This is a genomic window from Streptomyces albicerus (assembly GCF_008905045.1).
GTDB classification, from domain to species: Bacteria; Actinomycetota; Actinomycetes; order Streptomycetales; family Streptomycetaceae; genus Streptomyces; species Streptomyces albicerus.
Window position 1 is genome coordinate 1 of record NZ_VWMY01000003.1, and the last position, 22,686, is coordinate 22,686.

Annotated in this window: 18 protein-coding genes and 1 pseudogene; 2 read left to right on the top strand and 17 right to left on the bottom strand. The window is 69.5% G+C overall.

Annotated features, from left to right (window positions below):
• Nucleotides 1-146: 146 nt before the first annotated feature.
• The 6 genes from GAS53_RS03000 to betA all read right to left on the bottom strand — a co-directional run bounded on the left by GAS53_RS03000 (nucleotide 147) and on the right by betA (nucleotide 8,610).
• The gene (locus GAS53_RS03000; protein ID WP_151475827.1) at nucleotides 147-1,118 is read right to left on the bottom strand and encodes an ABC transporter substrate-binding protein; all 972 of its coding nucleotides are present in this window, start codon (nucleotides 1,116-1,118) and stop codon (nucleotides 147-149) included.
• Nucleotides 1,119-1,130: 12 nt separating this feature from the next.
• Complete coding sequence (locus GAS53_RS03005; protein WP_151475828.1) at nucleotides 1,131-3,149, bottom strand: ABC transporter permease; 2,019 nt, start codon at nucleotides 3,147-3,149, stop codon at nucleotides 1,131-1,133.
• Entirely contained in the window at nucleotides 3,149-4,237 is a 1,089-nt protein-coding gene (locus GAS53_RS03010) for a quaternary amine ABC transporter ATP-binding protein (RefSeq protein WP_151475829.1), read from the bottom strand. The genes GAS53_RS03005 and GAS53_RS03010 overlap by 1 nt, the downstream gene beginning before the upstream one ends.
• Before the next feature lie 20 nt (nucleotides 4,238-4,257).
• Nucleotides 4,258-5,727 (bottom strand): aldehyde dehydrogenase family protein, encoded by a 1,470-nt coding sequence (locus tag GAS53_RS03015; protein WP_151475830.1) that lies wholly within the window; start codon nucleotides 5,725-5,727, stop codon nucleotides 4,258-4,260.
• Nucleotides 5,728-6,099: 372 nt separating this feature from the next.
• Nucleotides 6,100-6,936: a methylenetetrahydrofolate reductase gene (locus GAS53_RS03020; RefSeq protein WP_151475831.1), complete on the bottom strand. Its 837-nt coding sequence runs from the start codon at nucleotides 6,934-6,936 to the stop codon at nucleotides 6,100-6,102.
• Nucleotides 6,937-6,939: 3 nt separating this feature from the next.
• Nucleotides 6,940-8,610 carry a choline dehydrogenase gene (gene betA, locus GAS53_RS03025; protein WP_151475832.1) on the bottom strand — a complete coding sequence of 557 codons (1,671 nt, stop codon included), beginning with the start codon at nucleotides 8,608-8,610 and terminating at the stop codon, nucleotides 6,940-6,942.
• A gap of 199 nt (nucleotides 8,611-8,809) precedes the next feature.
• On the opposite strand from betA, the gene GAS53_RS03030 reads away from it, so the two are divergent.
• Nucleotides 8,810-9,556: an IclR family transcriptional regulator gene (locus tag GAS53_RS03030; RefSeq protein WP_151476010.1), complete on the top strand. Its 747-nt coding sequence runs from the start codon at nucleotides 8,810-8,812 to the stop codon at nucleotides 9,554-9,556.
• An 81-nt stretch (nucleotides 9,557-9,637) separates the two neighbouring features.
• Here the strand turns inward: GAS53_RS03030 and GAS53_RS03035 are convergent, their stop codons facing one another.
• From GAS53_RS03035 to GAS53_RS03085, 11 genes and pseudogenes are all read right to left on the bottom strand, one after another.
• Entirely contained in the window at nucleotides 9,638-10,768 is a 1,131-nt protein-coding gene (locus GAS53_RS03035; RefSeq protein ID WP_151475833.1) for an aromatic ring-hydroxylating oxygenase subunit alpha, read from the bottom strand.
• Nucleotides 10,769-10,898: 130 nt separating this feature from the next.
• On the bottom strand, nucleotides 10,899-12,062 hold the full coding sequence (locus GAS53_RS03040; protein ID WP_192582922.1) for an NAD(P)/FAD-dependent oxidoreductase: 1,164 nt from the start codon (nucleotides 12,060-12,062) through the stop codon (nucleotides 10,899-10,901).
• Nucleotides 12,059-12,421 (bottom strand): bifunctional 3-phenylpropionate/cinnamic acid dioxygenase ferredoxin subunit, encoded by a 363-nt coding sequence (locus tag GAS53_RS03045; protein ID WP_151475834.1) that lies wholly within the window; start codon nucleotides 12,419-12,421, stop codon nucleotides 12,059-12,061. Before GAS53_RS03045 ends, GAS53_RS03040 begins: the two co-directional genes overlap by 4 nt.
• A gap of 419 nt (nucleotides 12,422-12,840) precedes the next feature.
• Entirely contained in the window at nucleotides 12,841-13,737 is an 897-nt protein-coding gene (gene folP / locus GAS53_RS03050) for a dihydropteroate synthase (RefSeq protein WP_151475835.1), read from the bottom strand.
• Nucleotides 13,734-14,963, bottom strand: a complete 1,230-nt coding sequence (locus GAS53_RS03055; protein WP_151475836.1) for an NAD(P)/FAD-dependent oxidoreductase — start codon at nucleotides 14,961-14,963, stop codon at nucleotides 13,734-13,736. Before GAS53_RS03055 ends, folP begins: the two co-directional genes overlap by 4 nt.
• Nucleotides 14,960-15,322: a bifunctional 3-phenylpropionate/cinnamic acid dioxygenase ferredoxin subunit gene (locus GAS53_RS03060; protein ID WP_151475837.1), complete on the bottom strand. Its 363-nt coding sequence runs from the start codon at nucleotides 15,320-15,322 to the stop codon at nucleotides 14,960-14,962. Before GAS53_RS03060 ends, GAS53_RS03055 begins: the two co-directional genes overlap by 4 nt.
• Nucleotides 15,323-15,517: 195 nt before the next feature.
• Nucleotides 15,518-15,832, bottom strand: a pseudogene (locus tag GAS53_RS58225) (chorismate-binding protein); the annotation flags it as partial.
• Nucleotides 15,831-16,466, bottom strand: coding sequence for an MBL fold metallo-hydrolase (locus GAS53_RS03070; RefSeq protein WP_151475838.1), 636 nt, complete (start codon nucleotides 16,464-16,466; stop codon nucleotides 15,831-15,833). The pseudogene GAS53_RS58225 and the gene GAS53_RS03070, both read right to left, overlap by 2 nt.
• Nucleotides 16,466-17,551: an S-(hydroxymethyl)mycothiol dehydrogenase gene (locus GAS53_RS03075; protein ID WP_151475839.1), complete on the bottom strand. Its 1,086-nt coding sequence runs from the start codon at nucleotides 17,549-17,551 to the stop codon at nucleotides 16,466-16,468. The genes GAS53_RS03070 and GAS53_RS03075 overlap by 1 nt, the downstream gene beginning before the upstream one ends.
• A gap of 222 nt (nucleotides 17,552-17,773) precedes the next feature.
• Complete coding sequence (locus tag GAS53_RS03080) at nucleotides 17,774-19,399, bottom strand: BCCT family transporter (RefSeq protein WP_151475840.1); 1,626 nt, start codon at nucleotides 19,397-19,399, stop codon at nucleotides 17,774-17,776.
• A gap of 161 nt (nucleotides 19,400-19,560) precedes the next feature.
• Nucleotides 19,561-21,543 carry an ABC transporter ATP-binding protein gene (locus GAS53_RS03085; protein ID WP_225858685.1) on the bottom strand — a complete coding sequence of 661 codons (1,983 nt, stop codon included), beginning with the start codon at nucleotides 21,541-21,543 and terminating at the stop codon, nucleotides 19,561-19,563.
• A 144-nt stretch (nucleotides 21,544-21,687) separates the two neighbouring features.
• On the opposite strand from GAS53_RS03085, the gene GAS53_RS03090 reads away from it, so the two are divergent.
• Nucleotides 21,688-22,650 carry a lysylphosphatidylglycerol synthase transmembrane domain-containing protein gene (locus tag GAS53_RS03090; RefSeq protein ID WP_151475841.1) on the top strand — a complete coding sequence of 321 codons (963 nt, stop codon included), beginning with the start codon at nucleotides 21,688-21,690 and terminating at the stop codon, nucleotides 22,648-22,650.
• Nucleotides 22,651-22,686 lie beyond the last annotated feature (36 nt).

Here is a 22,686-nt window from a genome sequence, read left to right on the forward strand (position 1 = left end):
CGAAACGCGGCGGGGCCCGGCAGGCTGCCAGCGCAGCCTGCCGGGCCCCTTCCGGCGGGTTCCGGGTCACTCGTGCGTGACGGTCCGGCGTCGTTTTCGGAAACCGGAAACGGTGCCGCCTCGCCCTGCTTGATCCAGGCGTCGACCTACTTGATCCAGGCGTCGACCTTGTCGCGGTTGGCCTCGACCCACTTCTTCGCCGCGGCCTCGGGCGACATCTTGTCCACCGCGATGTACTTGGCGACGGTGTTCTGGTCTTCGTTCGTCCAGGTGAAGTTCTTCACCAGGTCATAGGCCGGGCTGCCCGACTTGGCGAACTTCGCGCTGGCGATCTTGTCCAGCTCGTACACGGGATAGTCACAGGCGACCTTCGCCGCGTCGGCGTCACAGCCGTCCTTGTACTCGGGCAGCTTGACCTTGGCCAGCGGCACCTCGGACATGAACCACTGCGGCTCGTAGAAGTAGCCGATCACCCATTCCTTGTTCTTCTCGGCCTTCCGGAAGGCCTGGATGAGCGCGGTCTCGCTGCCCGCGTACACCACCTTGAAGTCCAGATCCAGGTTCTTCACCAGCGCCTCGTCGTTGGTGACGAACGAGGGGTCGCCGTCCAGGAGCTGGCCCTTGCCACCCGACTCCGAGGTCTTGAACTTGGACGCGTACTTGTCGAGGCTCTTCCAGTCGGTGATGTCGGGATGGGCCTTCGCCAGCCACGGCGGCACGTACCAGCCGATGAGGCCCTTGTTGCCGGTCAGGCCCGCGTCGACGGCGGTCTTCTGATCGGTGATGTACTTCTTCTTCAGGTCGTCGTGACCCCAGTTCTCGATGACGGCGTCGACCTCACCCGTCCCGAAGCCCTGCCAGGCGATCTCTTCCTTCAGATCCTTCTTGGTGACCTTGCAGCCGAGGTCCTGCTCCGCGACATACGCGACGACCGCCGCGTTCGCTTCATAGCCCACCCACGGGTTGACCGCGAGATTGAAGGTGCCGCACTTGCCCGAGCTGTCCGAGCCGCCGGCGCTGTCGTCACCGACCTTCGCGCCGCCGCAGGCCGTGAGGGTGAGGCCGAGGACCGCTATTCCGGCCGCGCCGGCTCTCCACTGTCGTGCTTGCCTTGCCATGGTCAGTGCTCCTTATGCGCTCGTACGTCGAGCCGCTGCCTGAGTGATCCGGTCGAACATGACTCCGAGCAGTACGATGGCGAGCCCCGCCGCCAGCCCCTTGCCGTACAGCTGTCCCTGCGAGAATCCGGCCACGACGTCGTAGCCGAGGGCGCCCGCTCCTACCAGGCCGCCCACAACAACCATCGACAGCACGTAGATGAGGCCCTGGTTGGTCGCAAGCGTCAGGGCACTGCGTGACATCGGCAGTTGAACCTTGGTGATGATCTGCCAGGTGTTGCACCCGGCAGCCGTGGCCGCCTCGACGGTGGTCTCGGGCACCGCCCGCACTCCGTCGGCGATGATCTTGATGGCGACCGGCGCCGCGTAGACGACGGCGGCGACGATGGCCGTGAAGCGTGTCGCGCCGAACAGCGCCAGGAACGGCACGAGATAGACGAACGGCGGCATGACCTGTGCCGCGTCCAGGGTGGGCCTGAGCAGTCGGTCCACGAGCGGGCTGCGGCCCATCCACACTCCGCAGACGACACCGAGCAGCATCACCAGCACGGTGGCCACGACGGTCGACGCCAGTGTCGTCATGCCGTCCGACCACACGCCCGTACCGACCAGCAGTCCCACGCACACGGCCGTGGTGACCCCGGCGCGCCATCCGCCGAGCACCGTGCCGAGTCCGACCAGGGCCGCGCCGACGAGCCACCACGGAGAGTCGGTCAGCAGTGTCTGGAACGGATTGAGCAGGCCGTTGGTGATGGCGTCGCGGAAGGCGTTCGTGACACCCGACAGGTTGTCCTGCGCCCAGGTGGTGACGTTGTCCGCGGCGCGCGCGATCGTACTGCCGGTGCTGCCCTCGCCGGGGAACTCGGCCGCCCATACGTACGTGTGCGACAGGTACACCAGAACCGCCGCCGCCACTCCTCCCGCCGCCAGCAGCGGCCGCCGCCACTTGAGGAAGCGGTTCCCCGAGCTACGGGCCGCCTCCGCCCGCCCGCTCGCCGCGGTCGTGACCCGGTCCAGCACGATGGCCATGACGACGATGGCCAGACCGGCGTTGAACGCCGTGCCGACATCCAGCGACTGCAGGGCCTGGACGACGGTCTTTCCGAGACCGGGCGCGTCGATCAGGGCCGCGATGGTCACCATGGCCAGTGCGGCCATGATGGTCTGGTTGATGCCCATCACCACGGTCCGCCTGGACATCGGCAGCAGGACCTTCAGCAGCGTCTGCCGCTGTGTCGCGCCCATCGAGTCGGCCGCTTCGACGGTGGTCTCCGGTACGGAACGGATGGCGTGCGCGGTGATGCGGATCGCCGGCGGTGCCGCGTAGATCAGGGTGGCGATCGTGGCGGAGGCAGGACCGATGAGGAAGAACAGGGTCAGGGGTGCCAGATAGACGAAGGTCGGCATCGTCTGCATGAAGTCCAGGAAGGGCGTCATGATCCGGTTGAACCGGTCGGACAGCCCCGCCCACACACCCAGGGGAATCGCGAACAGCAGCGCCACGAAGACCGCGGACAGGGTCAGCGCCAGCGTGTCCATGCTCTCCTGCCACAGACCCTGCAGCCCGAGGAAGGTGAAGCCCGCCACGGCAAGGAGTGCGACTCGCCAGTTGCCCACCGCCCAGGAGACGTACCCGGCGATGCCGACGACGCCGAGCCAGCCGATCTGCGGCACTGACCGCCCGGCGGACGACTGGGAGATCAGATCCTGGACGAAGGTCACCAGATTGTCGATGACCAGGCGGATCTCGTTGAAGAAGTACAGGAAGAGCGGGTTGGAGTTGCGGTCCGCGCCGATCGAGTCGTTGACGTCGTTGAACCAGCGATGCAGATCGGTGAGGTCCGCCGCCGCCAGTGTCAGGGTGTGCTTTCCGCGCAGCACGGCGAAGAGCACCAGCCAGGCGACCAGGATCGCGGCCAGCATCATGCGACGGCTGATCCTGCGGGCGCCCGCGACGGGCGCGCTTCCCTCCGGCTTATCGACTTTGTCCGCCTTGTCGGCGTTCTCAGGCTTCTCTACGGCGACGGTCATCACATGTCGCCTTCCTGCCCGGCGACCACCGCGAGGATCTCCTCATCGCCGACGATGCCGAGCAGCTTGCCGTTCTCGACGACCTTGACGGGCTTCTCGGCCGCCAGCACCGCCCGGGTGGCTTCCCGCACCACGACGTCCGGGCCCAGCTCCGGGCCGTCCAGGGCGTCGTCCGGCTCCACCGGACGCATGATCCACCGCAGGGTCAGCACCTGGCCGCGCGGTACGTCCCTGACGAAGTCGCGTACGTAGTCGTCGGCGGGGGCGCCGACCAGTTCGTCGCCGGTACCGCACTGGACCATCTTGCCGTCGCGCATGATGAGGATGCGGTCGCCCAGTTTGAGCGCCTCGGAGAGGTCGTGGGTGATGAACACCATGGTCTTGCCGACCTCGTGGTGCAGGCGGATGACCTCGTTCTGCATGTCACGGCGGATCAGCGGGTCGAGCGCGGAGAACGGTTCGTCGAACAGGAGCACGTCCGGGTCGCCGGCCAGCGCCCGGGCGAGGCCCACGCGCTGCTGCATACCGCCGGAGAGCTGGTCGGGGTAGGAGTTCTCGTACCCGGAGAGGCCGACGAGCTCGACGACCTCCAGAGCCCGCTTGGTGCGCTCCGCCTTGCCCATGCCGCGGATCTCCAGGCCGAAGGACACGTTGTCGACGACCCGGCGGTGGGGCAGCAGCCCGAAGTGCTGGAAGACCATGGAGAACTTGCTGCGCCGCAGTTCGCGCAGGCGCTTGTGGTCCGCGTCGCGGATGTCCTCGCCCTCGAAGACGATCTCACCCGCGGTGGGTTCGATCAGCCGGGTCAGACATCGCACCAGGGTGGACTTGCCGGAACCGGACAGGCCCATGACGACGAAGACCTCGCCGGGTGAGACCTCGAAGTTCACATCGCGTACGGCGGCGGTGCATCCGGTGCGGTCCATCAGCTCACGGCGGGTGAGCCCGCACAGCTCCTCGGAGTCCGGTACCTGGTCCGCCTTCGGCCCGAACACCTTCCACAGGTTGCGCACGGATATGACCGGGGTGGGGGCCTGGTCCTGGGGCGTGCCGCGCCGCTGCGGCACCTCAGTCGTTGCTGGGGTCACGATCGGCCTCTTTTCGGCGTTCAGCCGCGGAACCAGCGCTGCGGCCTGGGTTGGATGTTCTGCCAGATGTGTTTGGGCTCTCGGTACTCGTCCAGGCCTGTCGGTCCCAGCTCCCGGCCCACGCCGGACTGCCCGAAGCCACCCCATTCCGCCTGCGGCACATAGGGATGGTAGTCGTTGATCCACACCGTGCCGTGCCGCAGCCTACGGGCGACCCGCTGGGCCTTCCCCGCATCCTGCGTCCAGACGGCTCCGGCAAGTCCGTACTCGGTGTCGTTGGCGATGCGTACGGCGTCGTCCTCGTCGTGGAAACGCTCCACGGTCAGCACGGGGCCGAATGACTCCTCGTGCACGACACGCATGTCCTGCCGGCACTCGTCGAGCACGGTGGGCGGGTAGTAGTGGCCGTTCGCCAGGGCAGGGTCACCGGGGCGGAGGCCACCGCAGCGCAGTACGGCGCCTTCGGCGAGGCCCGCCGCCACATACGCCTCGACCTTCTCCAGGTGCTGCGCGGAGATCAGCGCTCCGGTCTCGGCCTCGGGATCGAAGGGCCCGCCGAGGCGGATCTGCCGGGCGCGGCGGACGACCTCGTCGACGAAGGCGTCATGGAGGGAGTCCTCGACGATCAGGCGGGCGCCGGCCGAGCAGACCTGCCCGGAGTGCAGGAACACGGCCGTGAGCGCGAAGTCCACGGCCGTGTCGAAGTCGGTGTCCGCGAAGACGACGTTCGGGTTCTTGCCGCCGAGTTCCAGCGCCACCTTCTTCACGGTCGAGGCGGCCGTGGCCATGATGCGCCGGCCGGTCTCCAGGCCCCCGGTGAAGGAGACCATGTCGACGGCAGGGTCTTCGGAGAGCGGTGCGCCCACCTCGGGCCCGGCGCCCAGGACGAGATTGGCGGCACCGGCCGGGAGCCCGGCCTCCTGAAGTGCCCTCATCAGCAGGATCGAGGTGGAGGGGGTGAGTTCACTGGGCTTCAGGACGATCGTGTTGCCCGCGAGCAGGGCGGGCGCGACCTTCCACGACGCCTGGAGCAGCGGATAGTTCCAGGGGGTGATCAGCCCGCACACGCCGACCGGTTCGTACACGACGCGGCTGACGGCGTCGTCGCGGCCGGTGTCGATCACCCGGCCGGCATCGGTGCCCCCGATCCCGCCGTAGTGGCGGAAGCAGGAGACGACATCGGCGATGTCGTACTCGCTCTCCACCAGCCGCTTGCCGGTGTCCAGCGATTCGGCGCGGGCGAACTCCTTGGCGTCGCGCTCGATGAGCTCGGCGGTGCGCAGCAGCAGCGCACCGCGCTCCCGCTCGGGGGTGCGCGGCCAGGGTCCTTCGTCGAAGGCCCGGCGGGCCGCGGCGATGGCCGCTTCGGTGTCGGCACGCGTCCCTTCGGACACCGTCGCGGCGAGCGTGCCATCAGCGGGACAGCGGATTTCCCGGTGACCGCCGGCCACCGGTTCCCGCCATTGTCCGTCCACATACAGGTCTGCCACGCGGGGAGCCCTTCGAGGGAATTTCGTTGCGCATTGTGCATCGAATTGCTTGTGGTGGAACACTCTGGAGAACGTGTGGACCCACGTCAAGAGGTTGACGGTGACGGTTTCACCAAGCGGACGGTCACGCTACCCCGAGCCGTTTCTCCACGGTCACTTCGGCGTTTCCGATCCAGTAGCCGACATGAGTCGCGCCCCTACCAGCAGACACTCGCTCACTTCAGGAAGCCGGTCGCGATCGAGCGGGGCGGGGGTTCAGGTGCTCCCGCGGTGAAAAGGGGCGCCGGGCGGAGCCTGAGGCCGGCTCCGCCCGGCGCTGTATACGACCTGTGGCGGTGAGAGCACCCGGCCCCGGTCATTGCCGAGATGGGCTCAGCTGCCCAGCCGGTCGAGCAGGGCGCAGCGCCACCGCTCGGTCTCGGCGATCTGGTTGAAGGTGAAGAGGTGCAGGCCGGCCACTCCCGCCGAGGGCGCGGTGAGCGCCTCGGCACTGCGTGCGAGCAGCCGCTCGGGCGAGTAGCCGCCAGGTGCCGCGAAGCGCAGGAACCAGGAGGCGTGCTTGGTCAGGAAGCGGGTCGACTCCCCCACGCCGATCTTCGCCGCCATGGACAGCAGCTTCGCCCGCTGTACCGGCCCCGCGACGCCCACATGGACGGGCAGGGTGACCTCGCGGCGGCGAATCCGGCCGATCCAGTCACCCAGTACGCGCGGGTCGAAGCAGAGGTTGCTGGCGATGTACGTGGCGTGCACCTGCTTGTCCCACATCGCCTGGATGGTGAGGTCGTCGTGGATGAGCGGGTGGCTCTCTGGGTAACCGGTGATGCCGACATGGGCGAAGGGGCTGCCCAGCTCGCTCAGCCTGCGCAGCACCGGTAGTGCCCCGTCGTAGGCCCCGGCCGGCGGGTCGGCGTCGCCCGCAGGGACGAAGAGGTCGTCGATGCCTGTCTCGCGGAGCCGGTCGACGACGTCCTTCAGGTGCGCGTCGTCCCGCAGCAGCCTCGCGGGCACGTGCGGGACGACGCGGTAGCCGCGCGTGGCGAGCCTGGTGGCGAGGTCGAGCGTCGGTTCCAGGCCCTTGACCGGCGACGCCGTCACGGTGACCACGACATCGTGCGGAACGTGGGCGAGAACCTTGTCCTCCGTCGCCTTCGCGGGGAGCACCTCGTAGCGGACGCTCGACAGCAGCGCCCGGATGTCTTCGCCGCCCAAGGCCTACCCGGCCTGCTTCTCGGCGTCGCGGTACCGGTAGTACGCGGCCTCGGAGGGCGGCAGCGGCTCCTTGCCGAGGATGAGGTCGGCCGCCTTCTCGGCGATCATCATCACCGGTGCGTAGATGTTGCCGTTGGTGACATAGGGCATCACCGAGGCGTCGACGACGCGCAGCCCCTCCACCCCGTGCACGCGCATGCTCGAGGGGTCGACGACGGACATCTCGTCGGTGCCCATCTTGCAGGTGCAGGACGGGTGCAGGGCCGTCTCCCCTTCCTTGGCGACCCAGGCGAGGATCTCCTCGTCGGACTCCACGGCCGGGCCGGGCGAGACCTCCCCGTCGTTGTACGGGGCGAGGGCGGGCTGGTTGAGGAGCTTGCGCGCGACCCGGACGGACTCGACCCACTCGCGGCGGTCCTGTTCGGTGGACAGGTAGTTGAACCGCAGCGCCGGGTGCTCGTCGGGGTTCTTGCTCTTGATCTTCACCGAGCCGATGGCGTCGGAGTACATGGGCCCGACGTGCACCTGGTAGCCGTGCCCGCCGGAGGGCGAGGAGCCGTCGTAGCGGACCGCGATGGGCAGGAAGTGGAACATCAGGTTGGGGTAGTCCACGTCCTCGTTGCTGCGGGCGAAGCCGCCGGCCTCGAAGTGGTTGGTGGCCGCCGGACCCGTGCGGAAGAGCCACTGCAGGCCGATGAAGGGAGCACGCCACTTCGCCATGTACGGCTGCATGGAGACGGGTTGCTTGCAGGCGTACTGGATGTACACCTCCAGGTGGTCCTGCATATTCTCGCCGACGCCCGGGAGGTCGTGGACGACGTCGATGCCGAGCGCGCCCAGTTCCGCGGCGTTGCCGACGCCGGAAAGCTGCAGCAGTTGAGGGGAGTTGATCGCGCCGCCGCAGAGGATGACCTCGCGGGCGCGCACCTGCTGGGGCTTGCCGCGGCCGCGCCGGTACTCGACACCGACGGCACGCTTGCCCTCGAACAGGACACGGGTGACCAGGGCGCGGGTCGTGACCGTCAGGTTGGGCCGCTTCTTTACCGGCTTGAGGTACGCCTTCGAGGCCGACAGGCGGCGTCCGCGGTGAACGTTGCGGTCGAAGGGGGCGAAGCCCTCCTGCTGGTAGCCGTTGACGTCGTCGGTGCGGGGGTAGCCCGCCTCCTGGACGGCCTCGAGGAAAGCGGTGAACAGCGGGTTGGTGGCCGGGCCGCGCTCCAGGACGAGGGGGCCGTCGTGGCCGCGGAACTCGTCGTCCGGGTCGGCCGCGAGACAGTTCTCCATCCGCTTGAAGTACGGCAGGCAGTGCGCGTAGTCCCAGGTCTCCATGCCGGCATCGGCGGCCCAGCGCTCGTAGTCCATGGGGTTGCCGCGCTGGAAGATCATGCCGTTGATGCTGCTGGAACCGCCCAGCACCTTGCCGCGCGCGTGGTAGACGCGCCGGCCGCCCATGTGGGGCTCGGGCTCGGACTCGTACTTCCAGTCGTAGAACCGGCTGCCGATCGGGTAGGTCAGCGCCGCGGGCATGTGGATGAAGACATCCCACGGGTAGTCGGACCGGCCGGCCTCCAGCACCAGTACCTTGTTGCCCGGGTCGGTGGAGAGCCGGTTCGCCAGTGCGCTGCCGGCGGATCCACCGCCGACGATGACGAAGTCGTACTGCAGAGGAGCCATGGTGCCTCGTCTCGCTCGCGCCGTAGGTATGCGGGGCATGCTAGTACGGGTATCGCCATACGCACCAGGTTGCGAAGCACGCAACTTGTAGACTGTGTTACAGGTAAGCTTTTGCTTCGGTTTTGTTTACTGCGAGTATAGTTTTGCTGTGAGCAACTACAATTCACATAACGAAACGACAGGTCCGCAGGCCGGCGGGGTGCAGTCAGTCGACCGCGCCATCAGCGTGCTGGAAATCCTGGCCAAGCGCGGCGAGGCCGGCGTCAGCGAGGTGGCCGCCGAGATCGATGTACACAAGTCCACCGCCTTCCGGCTGCTCGGCGCCTTGGAGGCGCGCGGCCTGGTGGAACAGGCGGGCGAGCGCGGCAAGTACCGCCTCGGTTTCGGCATCGTACGTCTCGCCGGCGCGGTCACCGGACGCATCGACATCACCCAGCAGGGGCGCCCGGTCTGCGAGCGCCTCGCCGAGGAGATCGGCGAGACCGTCAACATTGCTGTGATGCAGGAGAAGTACGCGGTGAACCTCTACCAGGTGCGCGGGCAGGGGGCCGTCACCGCGCACAACTGGGTTGGCCATCTGACCCCGTTGCACGCCACCTCCAGTGGCAAGATCCTGCTCGCCCACATGCCCGCCCACAAGCGTGCCGAGCTGCTGTCCGAGGCCGGCCTGAAGAAGGTGACCCCCCACACACTGACCTCGAAGACGAAGCTCGAGAAGAATCTCGCCGAGGCTCGGGAGCGCGGCTACTCCTGGACCATGGAGGAGCTGGAGGTGGGCCTCCACGCCATCGCCGCGCCGGTCCGCGACCGGGACGGAGAGGTCATCGCGTCGGTCAGCGCCTCCGGACCCGCGTACCGGCTCACCGAAGAGCGCCTGCACGAGCTTGCCCCTGTGCTGATCGAGGGCGCGGAGGAGATCAGCCACCGGATGGGCTACCTGGGCTGAGCGACCGTGCGCCGCTGTCGACGACCGCGTCGGCCACGTCGGCCACGTCCGCCGCCGGGCATCGCCCGTCGAGAGCCGCGGCTACTGCGACGACCCCGTCCCGAGACGCTCCTGAACGAAGTCATGGAACTCGCCGATGTGGTGCTCGCTGGGCACCAGGACGCCGCCCTTGGCGTACAGCCGGGAGCTCATCGCGGGCTGACAGCGCTCGCATGCGTCGAAGTCCTGCCGGTTGACGAGGTCGAAGAGCTCCACCGACCGGCTGACGTCCTTGCCGCTTTCGACGACGTGCTTGAGGTAGAGCCAGTCACACTCGACGATCGTGCGGTCCGCGGCGACCGGGTACATCCGGTGGAAGATCACGTGGTCGGGCACGAGGTTGATGAACACCTGCGGCCTGACGGTGATCGCGTAGTAGCGGCGGTCCTGTTCCTCGGTGACCCCCGGAATGCGGTCCAGGCCCTCGGAGCCGTCGACGGTGAAGCCCTTGACCTCGGCGCCGAACTCCGCGCCGTGACCGACGTAGTACTGGGCGGCGTACCCGTCGGCGAACTCCGGGAGCACCTCGGTGAGTTCGGGGTGGATCGTCGCGCAGTGGTAGCACTCCATGAAGTTCTCGACGATGAGCTTCCAGTTCGCCTTGACGTCATAGACGATCCGCTTGCCGACCTCGAGGTTGTCGATGTCGTAGCGCTCGATCGACTCGGTGTCGCCGAGACGTGCGACCACATCCTGCACGACCTCGTCGAAGGGAGGCGGGTTCTCCGCGAGGCACACCCACACGTAGCCGAGCCACTCACGAGTCGCCACGCCCACCAAGCCGTACTCCGAGCGGCCGACGTCGGGCATCTTGGTGAGGTTGGGCGCCGCGACGAGCTTGCCCGTCAGGTCGTACGTCCAGGCGTGGTACGGGCATTGGAATGCGCGCTTGACCTCGCCGGTCTCCTCCGTGCAGAGCTTGGCCCCGCGGTGCCGGCAGACGTTGAAGAAGGCGCGTATGGAGTTGTCCCGTGCGCGCGTGATCAGGATGCTCTCGCGGCCCACCTCGACGGTCCGGAAGGCGCCGGGCCTGGCCAGATCGGAGGAGCGCACGGCGCAGAACCACATCGCTTCGAAGATGCGCTCCTGCTCCTGGGCGAAGATCTCCGGATCCGTGTAGGCGGAGCCGGGGAGGGTGGTGATCAGGCTGTCCGGCAGGCTGGTCGAGGTCACAGCGCACTCCTCGGGGAACGTCGTGGTTCGGTCATTCACGCGCCGGGAAGAGCGACTCCGGACAGCGTTTTGCGTGGAGCAACGCTGCGCGCCATGCGCAACTGCAGCATGAGATGCCGCAACAGCGGTGTCAAGAGGGTGTGGCGGCGAGCTGCTTGCGCCACCGCATGAACACGCGCGGCTGGTTCATCGCGAGCACGGCGACCGGATGCCCGGCACGCCGGTAGACGGCCAGGAAACTGCGGTCACCCGGGGCACCTTGCTCGACGGTCACGCTGTCGGCACCGGCCGCATGACCGGCGAACTGGATCTTCACGCCGTACTGGTCCGACCAGAAGTACGGCGGCCTGGGCGCACCCGGTTCCGCCGCACCCCCCGACAGCAGGGTGGCCACGGCCGCGTCGGGCCGCTCCCGCGCACCGGTCCAGTGCTCGACGCGGCGGTGGACCCCCACGTGAGGGTCGTACCAGGAGGCGCAGTCACCGACAGCGACCACAGCGGCCAGGCTGGTGCGGCCGTCCGCACCGCACTTGACGCCGTTGTCGAGCACGACGCCGGATCCTTGCAGCCACTCGACGCACGGGTGCGCGCCGACTCCGACGACGACGATGTCGGCGGGGACCGTGCGACCGTCCTCGAGCAGGACGGCGTCGACCCGGGTCTCACCGCTCAGTCCCTTGACGCCCACGCCGCACAACAGCCGTACGCCATGGTCCGCGTGGAGGGCGGAGACGACGCCGCCCATGGTCTCGCCGAGCGGTCCGGCCAGCGGTGTCGGCGCCGCCTCGACAACCGTCACATCGAGCCCGAGAGCGTAGGCGGTGGACGCGACCTCGGCGCCGATGAATCCGCCGCCGATCACGACCAGCCTTCCGCCCAGCGCCAGTTCGTCCCGCAGGGCGCGGGCGTCGTCCAGCGTGCGCAGGGTGTGCACACCGGCCAGACCGTCCGTGCCCGGCAGCCTCCGCGCGGTCGCGCCGGTCGCGATGACGATGCCGTCGGCCCGGACCTCCCGGCCGTCGGCGAGCCGCACGGCGCGGTGTGCGCTGTCGAGCCCGGTGGCGCGGGCGCCGAGCAGCCACTCCGCCTGCAGGTCCTCGTCGTCCGGCTCCAGCGCGAGATCGGCTTCGCCGATCTCGCCGGCCAGGAACTCCTTGGACAGCGGCGGCCTGTCGTACGGGCGGTGCGGTTCGTCGCCGATGACGACCAGCCGCCCGTCGTACCCCTGCTTCCGCAACGAGCGCGCCGCCGACAGACCGGCCAGCGAGGCACCCACCACGGCCACTGCCCTCACGCGGGTTCTCCGGCGAGCCGGGCCGCGATGCAGGGGGGCAGGTTGGGGGCTTCCGTGGACGGCTGGACGTAGATCATGCCGTCCACGACGAAGACCTCGTGCGTGCGGACCGGGCGCTTGGCCGGCGGAGCGTCGACGGCTCCGGTCCGGAGGTCGAACTTCGAAGCATGCAGCGGGCATTCCACCTCGCAGCCCTCCAGCCAGCCGTCGGCGAGCGACGCGTCCTGGTGGGTGCAGGTGTCGTCGATGGCGAAGACCTCGCCGTCATCGGTGTGGAACACCGAAACCGGCGGGTCGATGTCGAGCCGGTAGGCCTCGCCTCGCGGTAGCTCCACGAGAAGGCACACGGGAATCATCATGACACCTCGGTGCGTATAGCGAAACGGATTGCGGTGAACGCAACGCCAGTTTGAGGGCGCCCCCAAACCCTTGTCAAGGTGTCCAGAGGACGGGCCACCCCTTTCTTGAGTGTTTCTTTTGACGCAACAGCTTGCGCCATGGACAACACTTCGAAGGAAGGAGCGCAGGGTGGCGAGCAGAGTCTTCGACCTGTTCAAGCCGTACTCCTCGGCCTCGCAGACGGGATGGCAGGCCGGCTGCGGCCGTCGGTCCGCCGGCCGGCGGGACGCTGCCCGCCATCGCACTGTCCCGGCGGAGCGGGGCGCGGTTCGCGCCGGCCGTCAACGAGGAGCGCACCTCGGCCGGGGGCGCTGTTAAAAGCTGTTGGCGGGGCGCTGTTAAACGCTGTTAAAAGAGAGCGCCTGTCAGAGCAGAGGCTCTACAGCTGCGCGGCTGCGGCTTCGAGGCCCCAGCGGGCGGTCACACGCACCGCGTCGACCGTCGAGACGACGTCGTGGACGCGAACGCACCAGGCGCCCTGCGCAGCGGCCAGGACGGACACCGCGGAAGTGGCCGCGTCCCGCTGCCGCGCCGGGCGAGGCCGGCCCGTGGACGGATCCGCCAGCAGATGGCCCAGAAAGGACTTCCGCGCCGCGCCCACGAGAACCGGATGGCCGAGCGCCACGACCTCCCGGAGCCGGCCCAGCAGTTGCCAGTTGTGGTCGGCGTGCTTGGCGAACCCCAGCCCCGGGTCGAGGATGAGGCAGTCCGGAGAGATCCCGGCGTGCAGAGCCGCTTCGACCCTCAGCCTCAACTCGTCGACCACGTCGGCGACGACGTCGTCGTACAGGGCGTTCGCCTGCATGCCGGCGGAGTGCCCGCGCCAGTGCATGACGACGTACGGCGTCCCGGCCTGGGCCATCAGCGGCAGCATCGCGGGGTCGGCGAGGCCGCCTGAGACGTCGTTGACCAGCATCGCGCCGGCCTCTATGGCACGAGCGGCGACCTCGGCCCGCATGGTGTCGACACTGACGGGCGCGCCCGCGGCGGCGAGTTCGCGGACGACCGGCAGAACGCGCCGCAGTTCTTCCTCGACCGGCGGACGCGCGGCGCCGGGTCGGGTGGACTCGCCGCCCACGTCCAGGATGTCCGCGCCCTCGTCGAACAGCGCGAGGCCGTGCGCGACGGCCCGTTCCGGGTCGAACCACCGCCCACCGTCGGAGAACGAATCGGGCGTGACGTTCACGACGCCCATGACCAGGGTCCGGGCGGGCCGGGGAAGTCCTCGCGGGTACAGGGCGGGAGCCCCCTGGCCCGGCCGGGTGGCAGTGCTCATGCGGTCCCGACCGGGGCCGCGGCGGTGGCGAGCTGCCGACGCCAGCGGGTGAAGAGCTTGGTCCGGTCCATGCCGAGTACGGCAACCGGGTGCCCGGCGCGACGGTAGACCGCGAGGAAACTGCGGTCGGCCGGGTCGCCGTCCTCGATCGTCACGCTGTCGGCCTGCGCGGCGTGCCCGGAGAACTGGATCCGCACGCCGTACTGGTCGGACCAGAAGTAGGGCGGGCGAGGCGGAGTGAACGGGGCGGTGCCGCCGGAGAGCAGGGCCGCCGCGGCTGCTGCCGGGCGCTCCCTGGCGCCGGTCCAGTGCTCGACCCGGCGGTGGGCGGCGAGAGCGGGGTCGTACCAGGCGGCGCAGTCACCGACCGCGACGACGCCCGGGACGCTCGTGGTGCCGTCGGCCCCGCAGCGCACGCCGTTGTCGAGCGCGACGCCGGACCCCTCGAGCCAGCCGGTGCAGGGATTCGCGCCGATCCCCACGACCACGATGTCGGCCGGGATACTCCGGCCGTCGTCGAGCAGGACCGCTGCCACCCTCCCCCGGCCGCTTCCCCGAGCTGCGGTCCAGGGAGTGGTCGGCGGTTCCCCCGGCTTCCCGGTCACCCCTCGCACGCCGGTGCCGCACAGCAGGCGAACGCCGCGATCGGCGTGCAGCAGGGAGACGGCTGCCGCCATGTCCGGCCCGAGCTGACCGGAGAGTGGTGTGGGCCCGGCCGCGACGAGCGTGACCTCCAGGCCCATGCCGTAGGCGGTCGAGGCCACTTCGGCGCCGACGAACCCGCCGCCGACGACCACCAGTCGGCCGCCGCGCGCCAGGTCGTCCCGCAGGGCCCGGGCGTCGTCGAGTGTGCGCAGCACGTGCACACCGGCCAAGCCGTCACTGCCGGGCAGGGTCCGCGCGGAGGCTCCCGTGGCGACCACGACGCCGTCCGCACGCACCGCCCTGCCGTCGGCGAGACGTACCGAGCGGTCCCTGATTCCCAGACCGACGGCTCGCGTGCCGAGAATCCACTCGGCGTCGAGGTCCTCGCCGTCCGCCTCGAGCGCGAGCTCGGCCTCGTCCACCGCGCCGGTGAGGAACTCCTTCGACAACGGCGGCCTGTCGTAGGGGCGGTGGGACTCCTCGCCGATGATGACGAGTCGCCCGTCGTAGCCCTGACCGCGCAGCGAGCGGGCGGCGGACAGTCCGGCGAGCGAGGCGCCCACGACGGCCACGGTCTTCATACGAGGCCTCCGGCCAGGCGCGCGACAGCGCAGGTGCGCGGCAGGTTCGGCACGGCGTCGGACAGCATTACGTAGACCATGCCGTCCTCGACGAGGACCTGGTGGGTGCGCACCGGGAGCCTGGCCGGCGGGGCGTCCACGCTGCCGGTGCGCAGGTCGAACTTCGAGGCGTGCAGGGGGCATTCGACCTCGCACCCCTCCAGCCAGCCGTCGGACAACGAGGCGTCCTGATGGGTGCAGGTGTCGTCGATGGCATAAAGCTCGCCGTCATCGGTGTGGAACACCGCGACGGGCGGGTCGGACTCGAGCCGGAAGGCCTCGCCTCGCGGAAGATCGGCGAGACGACACGCGGGAACCATCACGACACCTCGTTGCGTATAGAGGAACGATTAGCAATCTACGCAACGAGTCTGCGGGCGACCCAGAGCGCTGTCAAGACGCCGGGAAAGACAGCAAACGGCAACTTCCGGACTGCGCGACGCCCTACGGCGATCACCTGGGGCATGCGCCCTCCCGGCTCCTCTTGTCAGCGCCGAAGGCTGTTCACACGGTGTGACGCCGGCGCCCGTGCCGCCGGTCCCCCGGTCGGCGTCGACCCAGCCGATGCCACCGCAGTACGGGCCGCGGGGCGCGGTCTCCGCCGCGTCGATGATGCTGAGCGCGCTGAGCTTGGGCGCGCCTGTGACGGAGCCCGGCGGGCACGTTCCGGCCATCAGCTCGGGCCGTCCCGCGCCCTCCGCCGGCTCGCCGCGCACGGTCGGGACGTCCTTGACGGTGGGCACCGGGCCGGGGCTCTCGTCTGCGGGTCTCGCCCGGAAAGGCACGGTCGCAGTCGATCGCCCCGGCGTGGCATGGCCGCGCCCGCGGTCACCAGCCGCGGGCCGCCCACTCCTGAAGGTGCGGTGATTCCGCGGCGATGCCGGTCGTCTCGCCGTGTCCGGTGTGGACGACCGTCTCGCCCGGGAGCGTCAGCAGCCGGTCACCGATCGACGTGATGATCGTGCCGAAGTCGCTGTACGAGCGCCCGGTCGCGCCGGGCCCTCCCGCGAACAGCGTGTCGCCGCTGAACAGCGCTCCCAGTTCGGGTGCGTACAGGCATACGGCCCCCGGAGCGTGTCCGGGCGTGTGGAGGACGCGCAGGCCGATGCCCGCCACGTCGATCACGTCGCCGTCGGCGAGCGCCCGGTCGGGTCGCCGGTTCGGGTGCGTCATCTTCCAGAGCACCTGGTCGTCGGGGTGCAGGAGGATGGGCGCGCCCGTGGCGTCCGCGACGGCCGGCGCAGCGTTCACATGGTCGTCGTGGGCGTGGGTGCACACGATGGCCGACAGGCGGCGGTCACCGATGGCGGCCAGGATGGTCCCCGCATCGTGTGCCGCGTCGATGACGACGACCTCGTCGTCGTCACCGACGAGCCAGACGTTGTTGTCGACTTCCCAGGTGCCGCCGTCGAGGCTGAACGTCCCGCTGGTGACGAGGCGTTCGATGTGCGGAGCGCCTGCCATCACAGCACCACCACGGAGCGCAGCACCTCGCCGCGGTGCATCTTCTCGAACGCCTCCTCCACGTCACCGAGCCCGATGGTCTCGGAGACGAAGGCGTCCAGGTCGAAGCGCCCTCCCAGGTACAGGTCGATGAGGGCCGGGAAGTCGCGCGAGGGCAGGCAGTCGCCGTACCAGCTGGACTTCAGGGCGCCGCCGCGTCCGAAGACGTCGAGGAGCGGCAACTCCACCTTCATCTCCGGGGTGGGCACGCCGACCAGGACGACCGTGCCGGCCAGGTCGCGGGCGTAGAAGGCCTGCTTGTACGTCTCGGGCCGGCCCACCGCCTCGACGACCACGTCCGCGCCGAAGCCCCCGGTCAGCTCGCGCACCGCTTCCACGACGTCTGCCGTCGTGCCGTCGACCGTGTGGGTGGCCCCCATGGTCATGGCCCGCTCCAGCTTGCGTCGGTCGACGTCGACGGCGATGACCTTGGTCGCACCGGCGAGCCTCGCCCCCGCGACGGCGGCCATTCCGACCCCACCGCAGCCGATGACGGCGACGGAGTCTCCGCGACCGACGGCCCCGGTGTTCACGGCCGCGCCGAATCCCGCCATGACGCCGCATCCGAGCAGGCCGGCGGCGGCCGCCGGAGCCGCCGGGTCCACCTTGGTGCACTGCCCCGCGGCGACCAGCGTCTTCTCCGCGAAGGCGCCGATGCCGAGTGCGGGCGAGAGCGGAGTGCCGTCGAGCAGCGTCATCGGCTGCGTCGCGTTGTGGGTGGCGAAGCAGTACCAGGGCTTGCCCTTGCTGCAGGCCCGGCACTGACCGCAGACCGCGCGCCAGTTCAGGATGACGAAGTCACCCGGCTCGATGCCGGTGACACCCTCGCCGACGGCCTCGACACGGCCCGCCGCCTCGTGCCCGAGGAGGAAGGGGAAGTCGTCGTTGATCCCGCCCTCCCGGTAGTGCAGATCGGTATGGCAGACGCCGCACGCCTCGACCTTGACCAGCGCCTCACCCGGACCGGGGTCGGGGACGACGATCGTTTCGACGGAGACCGGTGCGCCCTTCTTCCTGGCGACGACGGCACGAACCTCATGAGCCATTGAGTTACTCCTCGAGCGGGAAACTCTCGCATGCGTGTTGCCTAATGCGATACACGCACCTTGATACGCAACCGAGCATCGGGGAGGACGGGCCGAGGGTCAAGAGGTCGCCTCGAACCAGGTCGACTCCGCCGGATCCGGCGACCCGCCACCGCACGCGAGGCGGAACGCGGTCGCGACATGGCGCCGGATCCGCGCCGGCACCCGCCCCGATCAGGCAGCTCAGCCCACGGCCGGCGAATCCGTCATGGCCTCGGCCGTTCGTACACCGTCGCCCGGCTCCCGTTCGTCGTCGATGCCGGCAGTGTCCTCATGTGCTGGGGGCCGTTCCCCCTTCGGCTCGGCGCGCAGTGCCTTCATCAGGGAGACACACATGCCGATCATCACGAAGAGGAACGGGAAGGCGGCGATGATGGCCACTTGCTTGACCGCCTCCAAGCCACCGGCCAGCAGCAGGACGGCCGCGACCAGACCGGTCAGCACGCCCCAGAGGATCACGACGGGGCGGCTGGGGTTCATGCTGCCCCGACAGGAGAGCATCCCCAGCACCACGGAGGCCGCATCGGCACCGCTGACGAAGAACAGGCCGACCAGAATGATCACCACCACTGAGGTGATGGGGAACCAGGGAAGATTCTGCAAGGTGGCGAACAGGCCCGCCTCCTCACCCTTGGCGACCGCCGCGGACAGCTGACCGCCGTGCATTTCCTGGTTCAGAGCGGTACCGCCGAGGATCGCGAACCACACCACGCTCACCAGGCTCGGCGCGATGACCACACCGACGATGAACTCCCGGATCGTACGGCCGCGAGAGATCCGTGCGATGAACGTGCCCACGAACGGCGTCCAGGAGATCCACCATGCCCAGTAGAAGACCGTCCAACCGGAGAGCCATTCGCCGCCGCCGAAGGCGCCCGTCTTGAAACTCATCTTCGGGAGCGAGGCCAGGTAGCCCCCCAGCGCCTCGGTCTGGCTGTTCAGGATGAACACCGTCGGACCCACCGCGAAGACGAACAGCAGCAGGAGCACGGCCAGGATCATGTTGCCGTTGCTCAGCCACTGGATGCCGCGATGCACCCCGGAGAGAGCGGAGATCACGAACATGATGGTCAGGACCGCGATGATCGAGACGGCGAGTTCGGTGGAGTTGGCGATCCCCCAGAGCTCCTTGAGGCCGCTGTTGATCTGCAACGCGCCGAGCCCGAGGGAGACGGCGGAGCCGAAGAGGGTGGCGAAGATCGCCAGAATGTCGATGGACTTGCCCAGCGGTCCGTCCACTCGGTCACCGAGCAGTGGACGAAAGGCGGAGCTGATCAGGCCGTTGCCGCTCTTGCGGAATCCGAAATAGGCGAGCGCCAGGCCGGCGACTGCGTACATCGCCCAGGGATGGATCGCCCAGTGGAAGTACGAGTACTCCAACGCCACGCGGGCCGCGTCCTCGGTACCCGCCTCGGCAGTGCCCGGCGGAGGGCTGGACATATGCATGATCGGCTCGCTCGCCCCGTAGAACATCAAGCCGATGCCCATGCCGGCGCTGAACATCATCGCCACCCAGGAGGCGGTGCTGAATTCCGGGCGGTCGCCGTCCTTGCCCAGCCGGATGCCGCCGAACCGGCTGAACGCCAGCACGGCCGCCAGCAGCACGAATCCGGAGCTGGTCAGGACGAAGAGCCAGCCGAAGTTCCCAATGATCCGCCCCAGCGTGGCGTCGGCCACCGAAGCGAGATTGTCGGTGAAGAACACTCCCCACGCCACGAAGAGGGCAGCCAGCGTCACGGATATGTAGAGGACTGCCGGATCCACCCGGGCCAGGGCCGATTCTGCTCTCTTCGCCGTTGCGTTACTCATCCGAAGCCTTCCGAAAGAGGACGTAGGGGGAGGGTCTCTTTCCTGTGGACCGCCACACAGAGGTGCGCCACACGCAACCATGGGCTTGATGCGCAACACAGTTCCGGCCGGGTCCCGCCACGTCAACCCCCCGTACACCCATCGTTCTCGCGGGAGGCTGCCTATGCCGCCGTCCCTCCCGCCACAGCGATCTCCGTCGCGCCGACCGGGCTCCCGTCGGTCCTCCCCCGGCCTTCGGCCGCGGGGATCCCCATCTCGCTTCGCTCGTCCTGCCCGTGGGGTGCCGGCTTCGCGAACTGCGTCCGGTACAGCTCCGCGTACCGTCCGTCCGCCGCGAGCAGTTCCTCGTGCGTGCCGCGCTCGACGATCCGGCCCGCCTCGACGACGAGGATCAGGTCGGCGGCCCGTACGGTCGAAAGGCGGTGCGCGATGACGATCGCGGTGCGCCCCGACAGTGCCTCGGTGAGGGCTTCCTGGACGGCGGCCTCGGAGGTGTTGTCCAGGTGGGCCGTGGCCTCGTCGAGGACGACCACCCGCTGGCGGGCGAGGAGCAGCCGGGCGATGGTCATGCGCTGGCGCTCGCCGCCGGAGAGCCGGTAGCCGCGTTCACCGACCACCGTGTCGAGGCCGTCGGGCAGGGAGCGTACGAGGTCGTCGAGGCGGGCCCGGCGCAGCACGTCCCACAGTTCGTCCTCGCCGGCGTCGGGCCGGGCGAGCAGCAGGTTGGCGCGGACCGATTCGTGGAAGAGGTGACCGTCCTGAGTGACCATGCCGATGGTGGCCCGCATCGACTCGGCATCCAGGTCGCGGACGTCGACGCCGCCGATGCGTACGGAGCCCTCGTCGGCGTCGTACAGCCGTGGCAGGAGGGAGGCGATGGTCGACTTTCCCGCGCCGGACGAGCCGACCAGGGCGACGGTCTGGCCGGGTTCGGCGCGGAAGGAGACGCCGTGCAGGACCTCGGCGCCGCCCCGCGTGTCGAGTGAGGCCACTTCCTCCAGGGAGGCGAGGGAGACCTTGTCGGCGGACGGGTAGGCGAAGCGGACGTCGGTGAACTCGACGGCGGCCGGGCCCTCCGGCACCGCGCGGGCGTCCGGCTTCTCCTCGATCAGCGGTTTCAGGTCGAGGACCTCGAAGACGCGCTCGAAGCTGACCAGGGCGCTCATGACCTCGACGCGGGCTCCCGCCAGGGATGTCAGCGGCGCGTAGAGGCGGGTCAGGAGCAGGGCCAGTGAGACGACGGCGCCCGGTGCCAGGCTGCCGCGCAGGGCGAACCAGCCCCCGAGGCCGTAGACCAGGGCGAGCGCGAGCGCGGAGACGAGGGTGAGCGCCGTGATGAACGTCGTCTGCGCCATCGCCGTGCGCACGCCGATGTCCCGCACCCGCCGGGCCCGCGCCGCGAACTCCGCGGACTCGTCGCCGGGCCGGCCGAAGAGCTTGATCAGCGTGGCGCCGGGCGCGGAGAAACGCTCGGTCATGCGCGTACCCATCGCGGCGTTGAGGTCGGCCGCCTCGCGCTGGAGTTTCGCCATCCGGCTGCCCATGCGGCGGGCGGGCACCACGAACACCGGGAGCAGGGCGAGCGCGAGCAGTGTGATCTGCCAGGACAGGGTGAGCATCACGGCGAGGGTGAGCAGCAGGGTCACGAGATTGCTGACCACTCCGGACAGGGTGTTGCTGAACGCGCGCTGGGCGCCGATCACGTCGTTGTTGAGACGACTGACGAGCGCGCCCGTACGAGTGCGTGTGAAGAACGCGACCGGCATGCGCTGCACATGATCGAAGACCGCTGTCCGCAGATCGAGGATCAGTCCCTCGCCCAGGTTCGCCGAGAGCCAGCGTCCGACCAGGCCGAGGGCCGCCTCGGCGAGCGCGATCACCGCGATGAGCAGCGCCAGTCGTACGACCCTTCTCTCGTCGCCGCCGGACACGATCGCGTCCACGACGTGTCCGGCGAGGACCGGTGTCGCCACGGCGAGCAGCGCCGTCGCCACGCTGAGCACCCCGAACTGCCCGATACGGCGGCGGTGCGGCCGGGCGAACCGGGCGATGCGGCGCAGCGTCGCGCGGGCGAAGGGCCGGCGGTCCTGCTGGGCGTTCATGACGCTGTACATCTGCGTCCAGGCTGTCGTCTCCATACTCATGGGACCGACCGTAGAACCTCGAGCAATCTTGAGGTCAAGGGCGGCCGGGTGAGGGAGCGCGACGCGATGACGTGCCCGGCGTGTCAGCCGCCGTCCCCGTGCCCGAAACCCCCTGTTGGTGCGGCGTGGGGACCCTTTCCCGATGTGACGGCCGTACGAGTCCCCCTGCGTCTCCCCGCTCGCATCCCGCTCCGGCAGATCCTGTGCCTGCTTCCGCTCGCGCTCGTGATCGTGGTCGCGGTGCGCCACTGGTCCGTGCTCGTGGAGGGTTTCGGCCATCTGGCGACGGCCGAATGGCCGTGGCTGCTGGCCGCGGTCGCCGCGACCTGTCTGACCTGGGTGGCGGCGGCGGTCACCCGGCAGGGCGCGCTCGTCGAGCGGCTGCCCAAACGGCGTTTGCTGGCCACTCAGTTCGCGGCGGGCGCGGCCAACCACCTGCTGCCCACGGGTCTGGGCGCGAGCGCCGTCAATCTGCGCTTCATGACGGTGTGCGGGGTACCGCTGGCCCGTTCGTCGGCCGCGCTCGCGCTGTATCTCCTCGCGGAGTCGGTGGCCCGCGTGGGGCTGCTGCTCACGCTACTGCTCGTCTTCCCCCACGCGCTGCGCATCGGCACACTCCTGCCGGACGGCGCGATCGGTCCGCTGCTGGTCGGCGTGGGCGCGATCGTCTGTGCGGCGGTGCTGCTGCTCCTTCTCGTACGGAAGCTGCGTACGGCCGTGCTGTCCTTCCTGCGCACCGCGTTGGGCGAGGCCCGCTCCGTGCACACCCGGCCCGCCCGCGCACTCGCCCTGTGGGGCGGCTCGCTGGCCTTCCCGGCCCTGCAGGCGGCCGGACTGGTCGCGGTGGGGCTGGCATTGGGACTGCCGGTGCCGCCGACACACATGGTGGTCGCGTATCTCGCGGCGACCGTCGCCGTGGCCCTGATACCGACGCCGGGTGGCATCGGTTCGGTGGAAGCCGCGCTGATCGTCGCCCTGGTGGCGGCGGGCGGCCCCGTGGCGCTGGCTACTGCCGTGGTCCTCGGCTATCGCATCATCACGGTCTGGCTGCCGCTGCTGCCCGGCGCCCTGACCCTGGGCGCGCTCGTCCGGCTCAAGGTGATCTGAGGCCCTCGGATTCAGCTCCTGGACGCCCCTGACTCC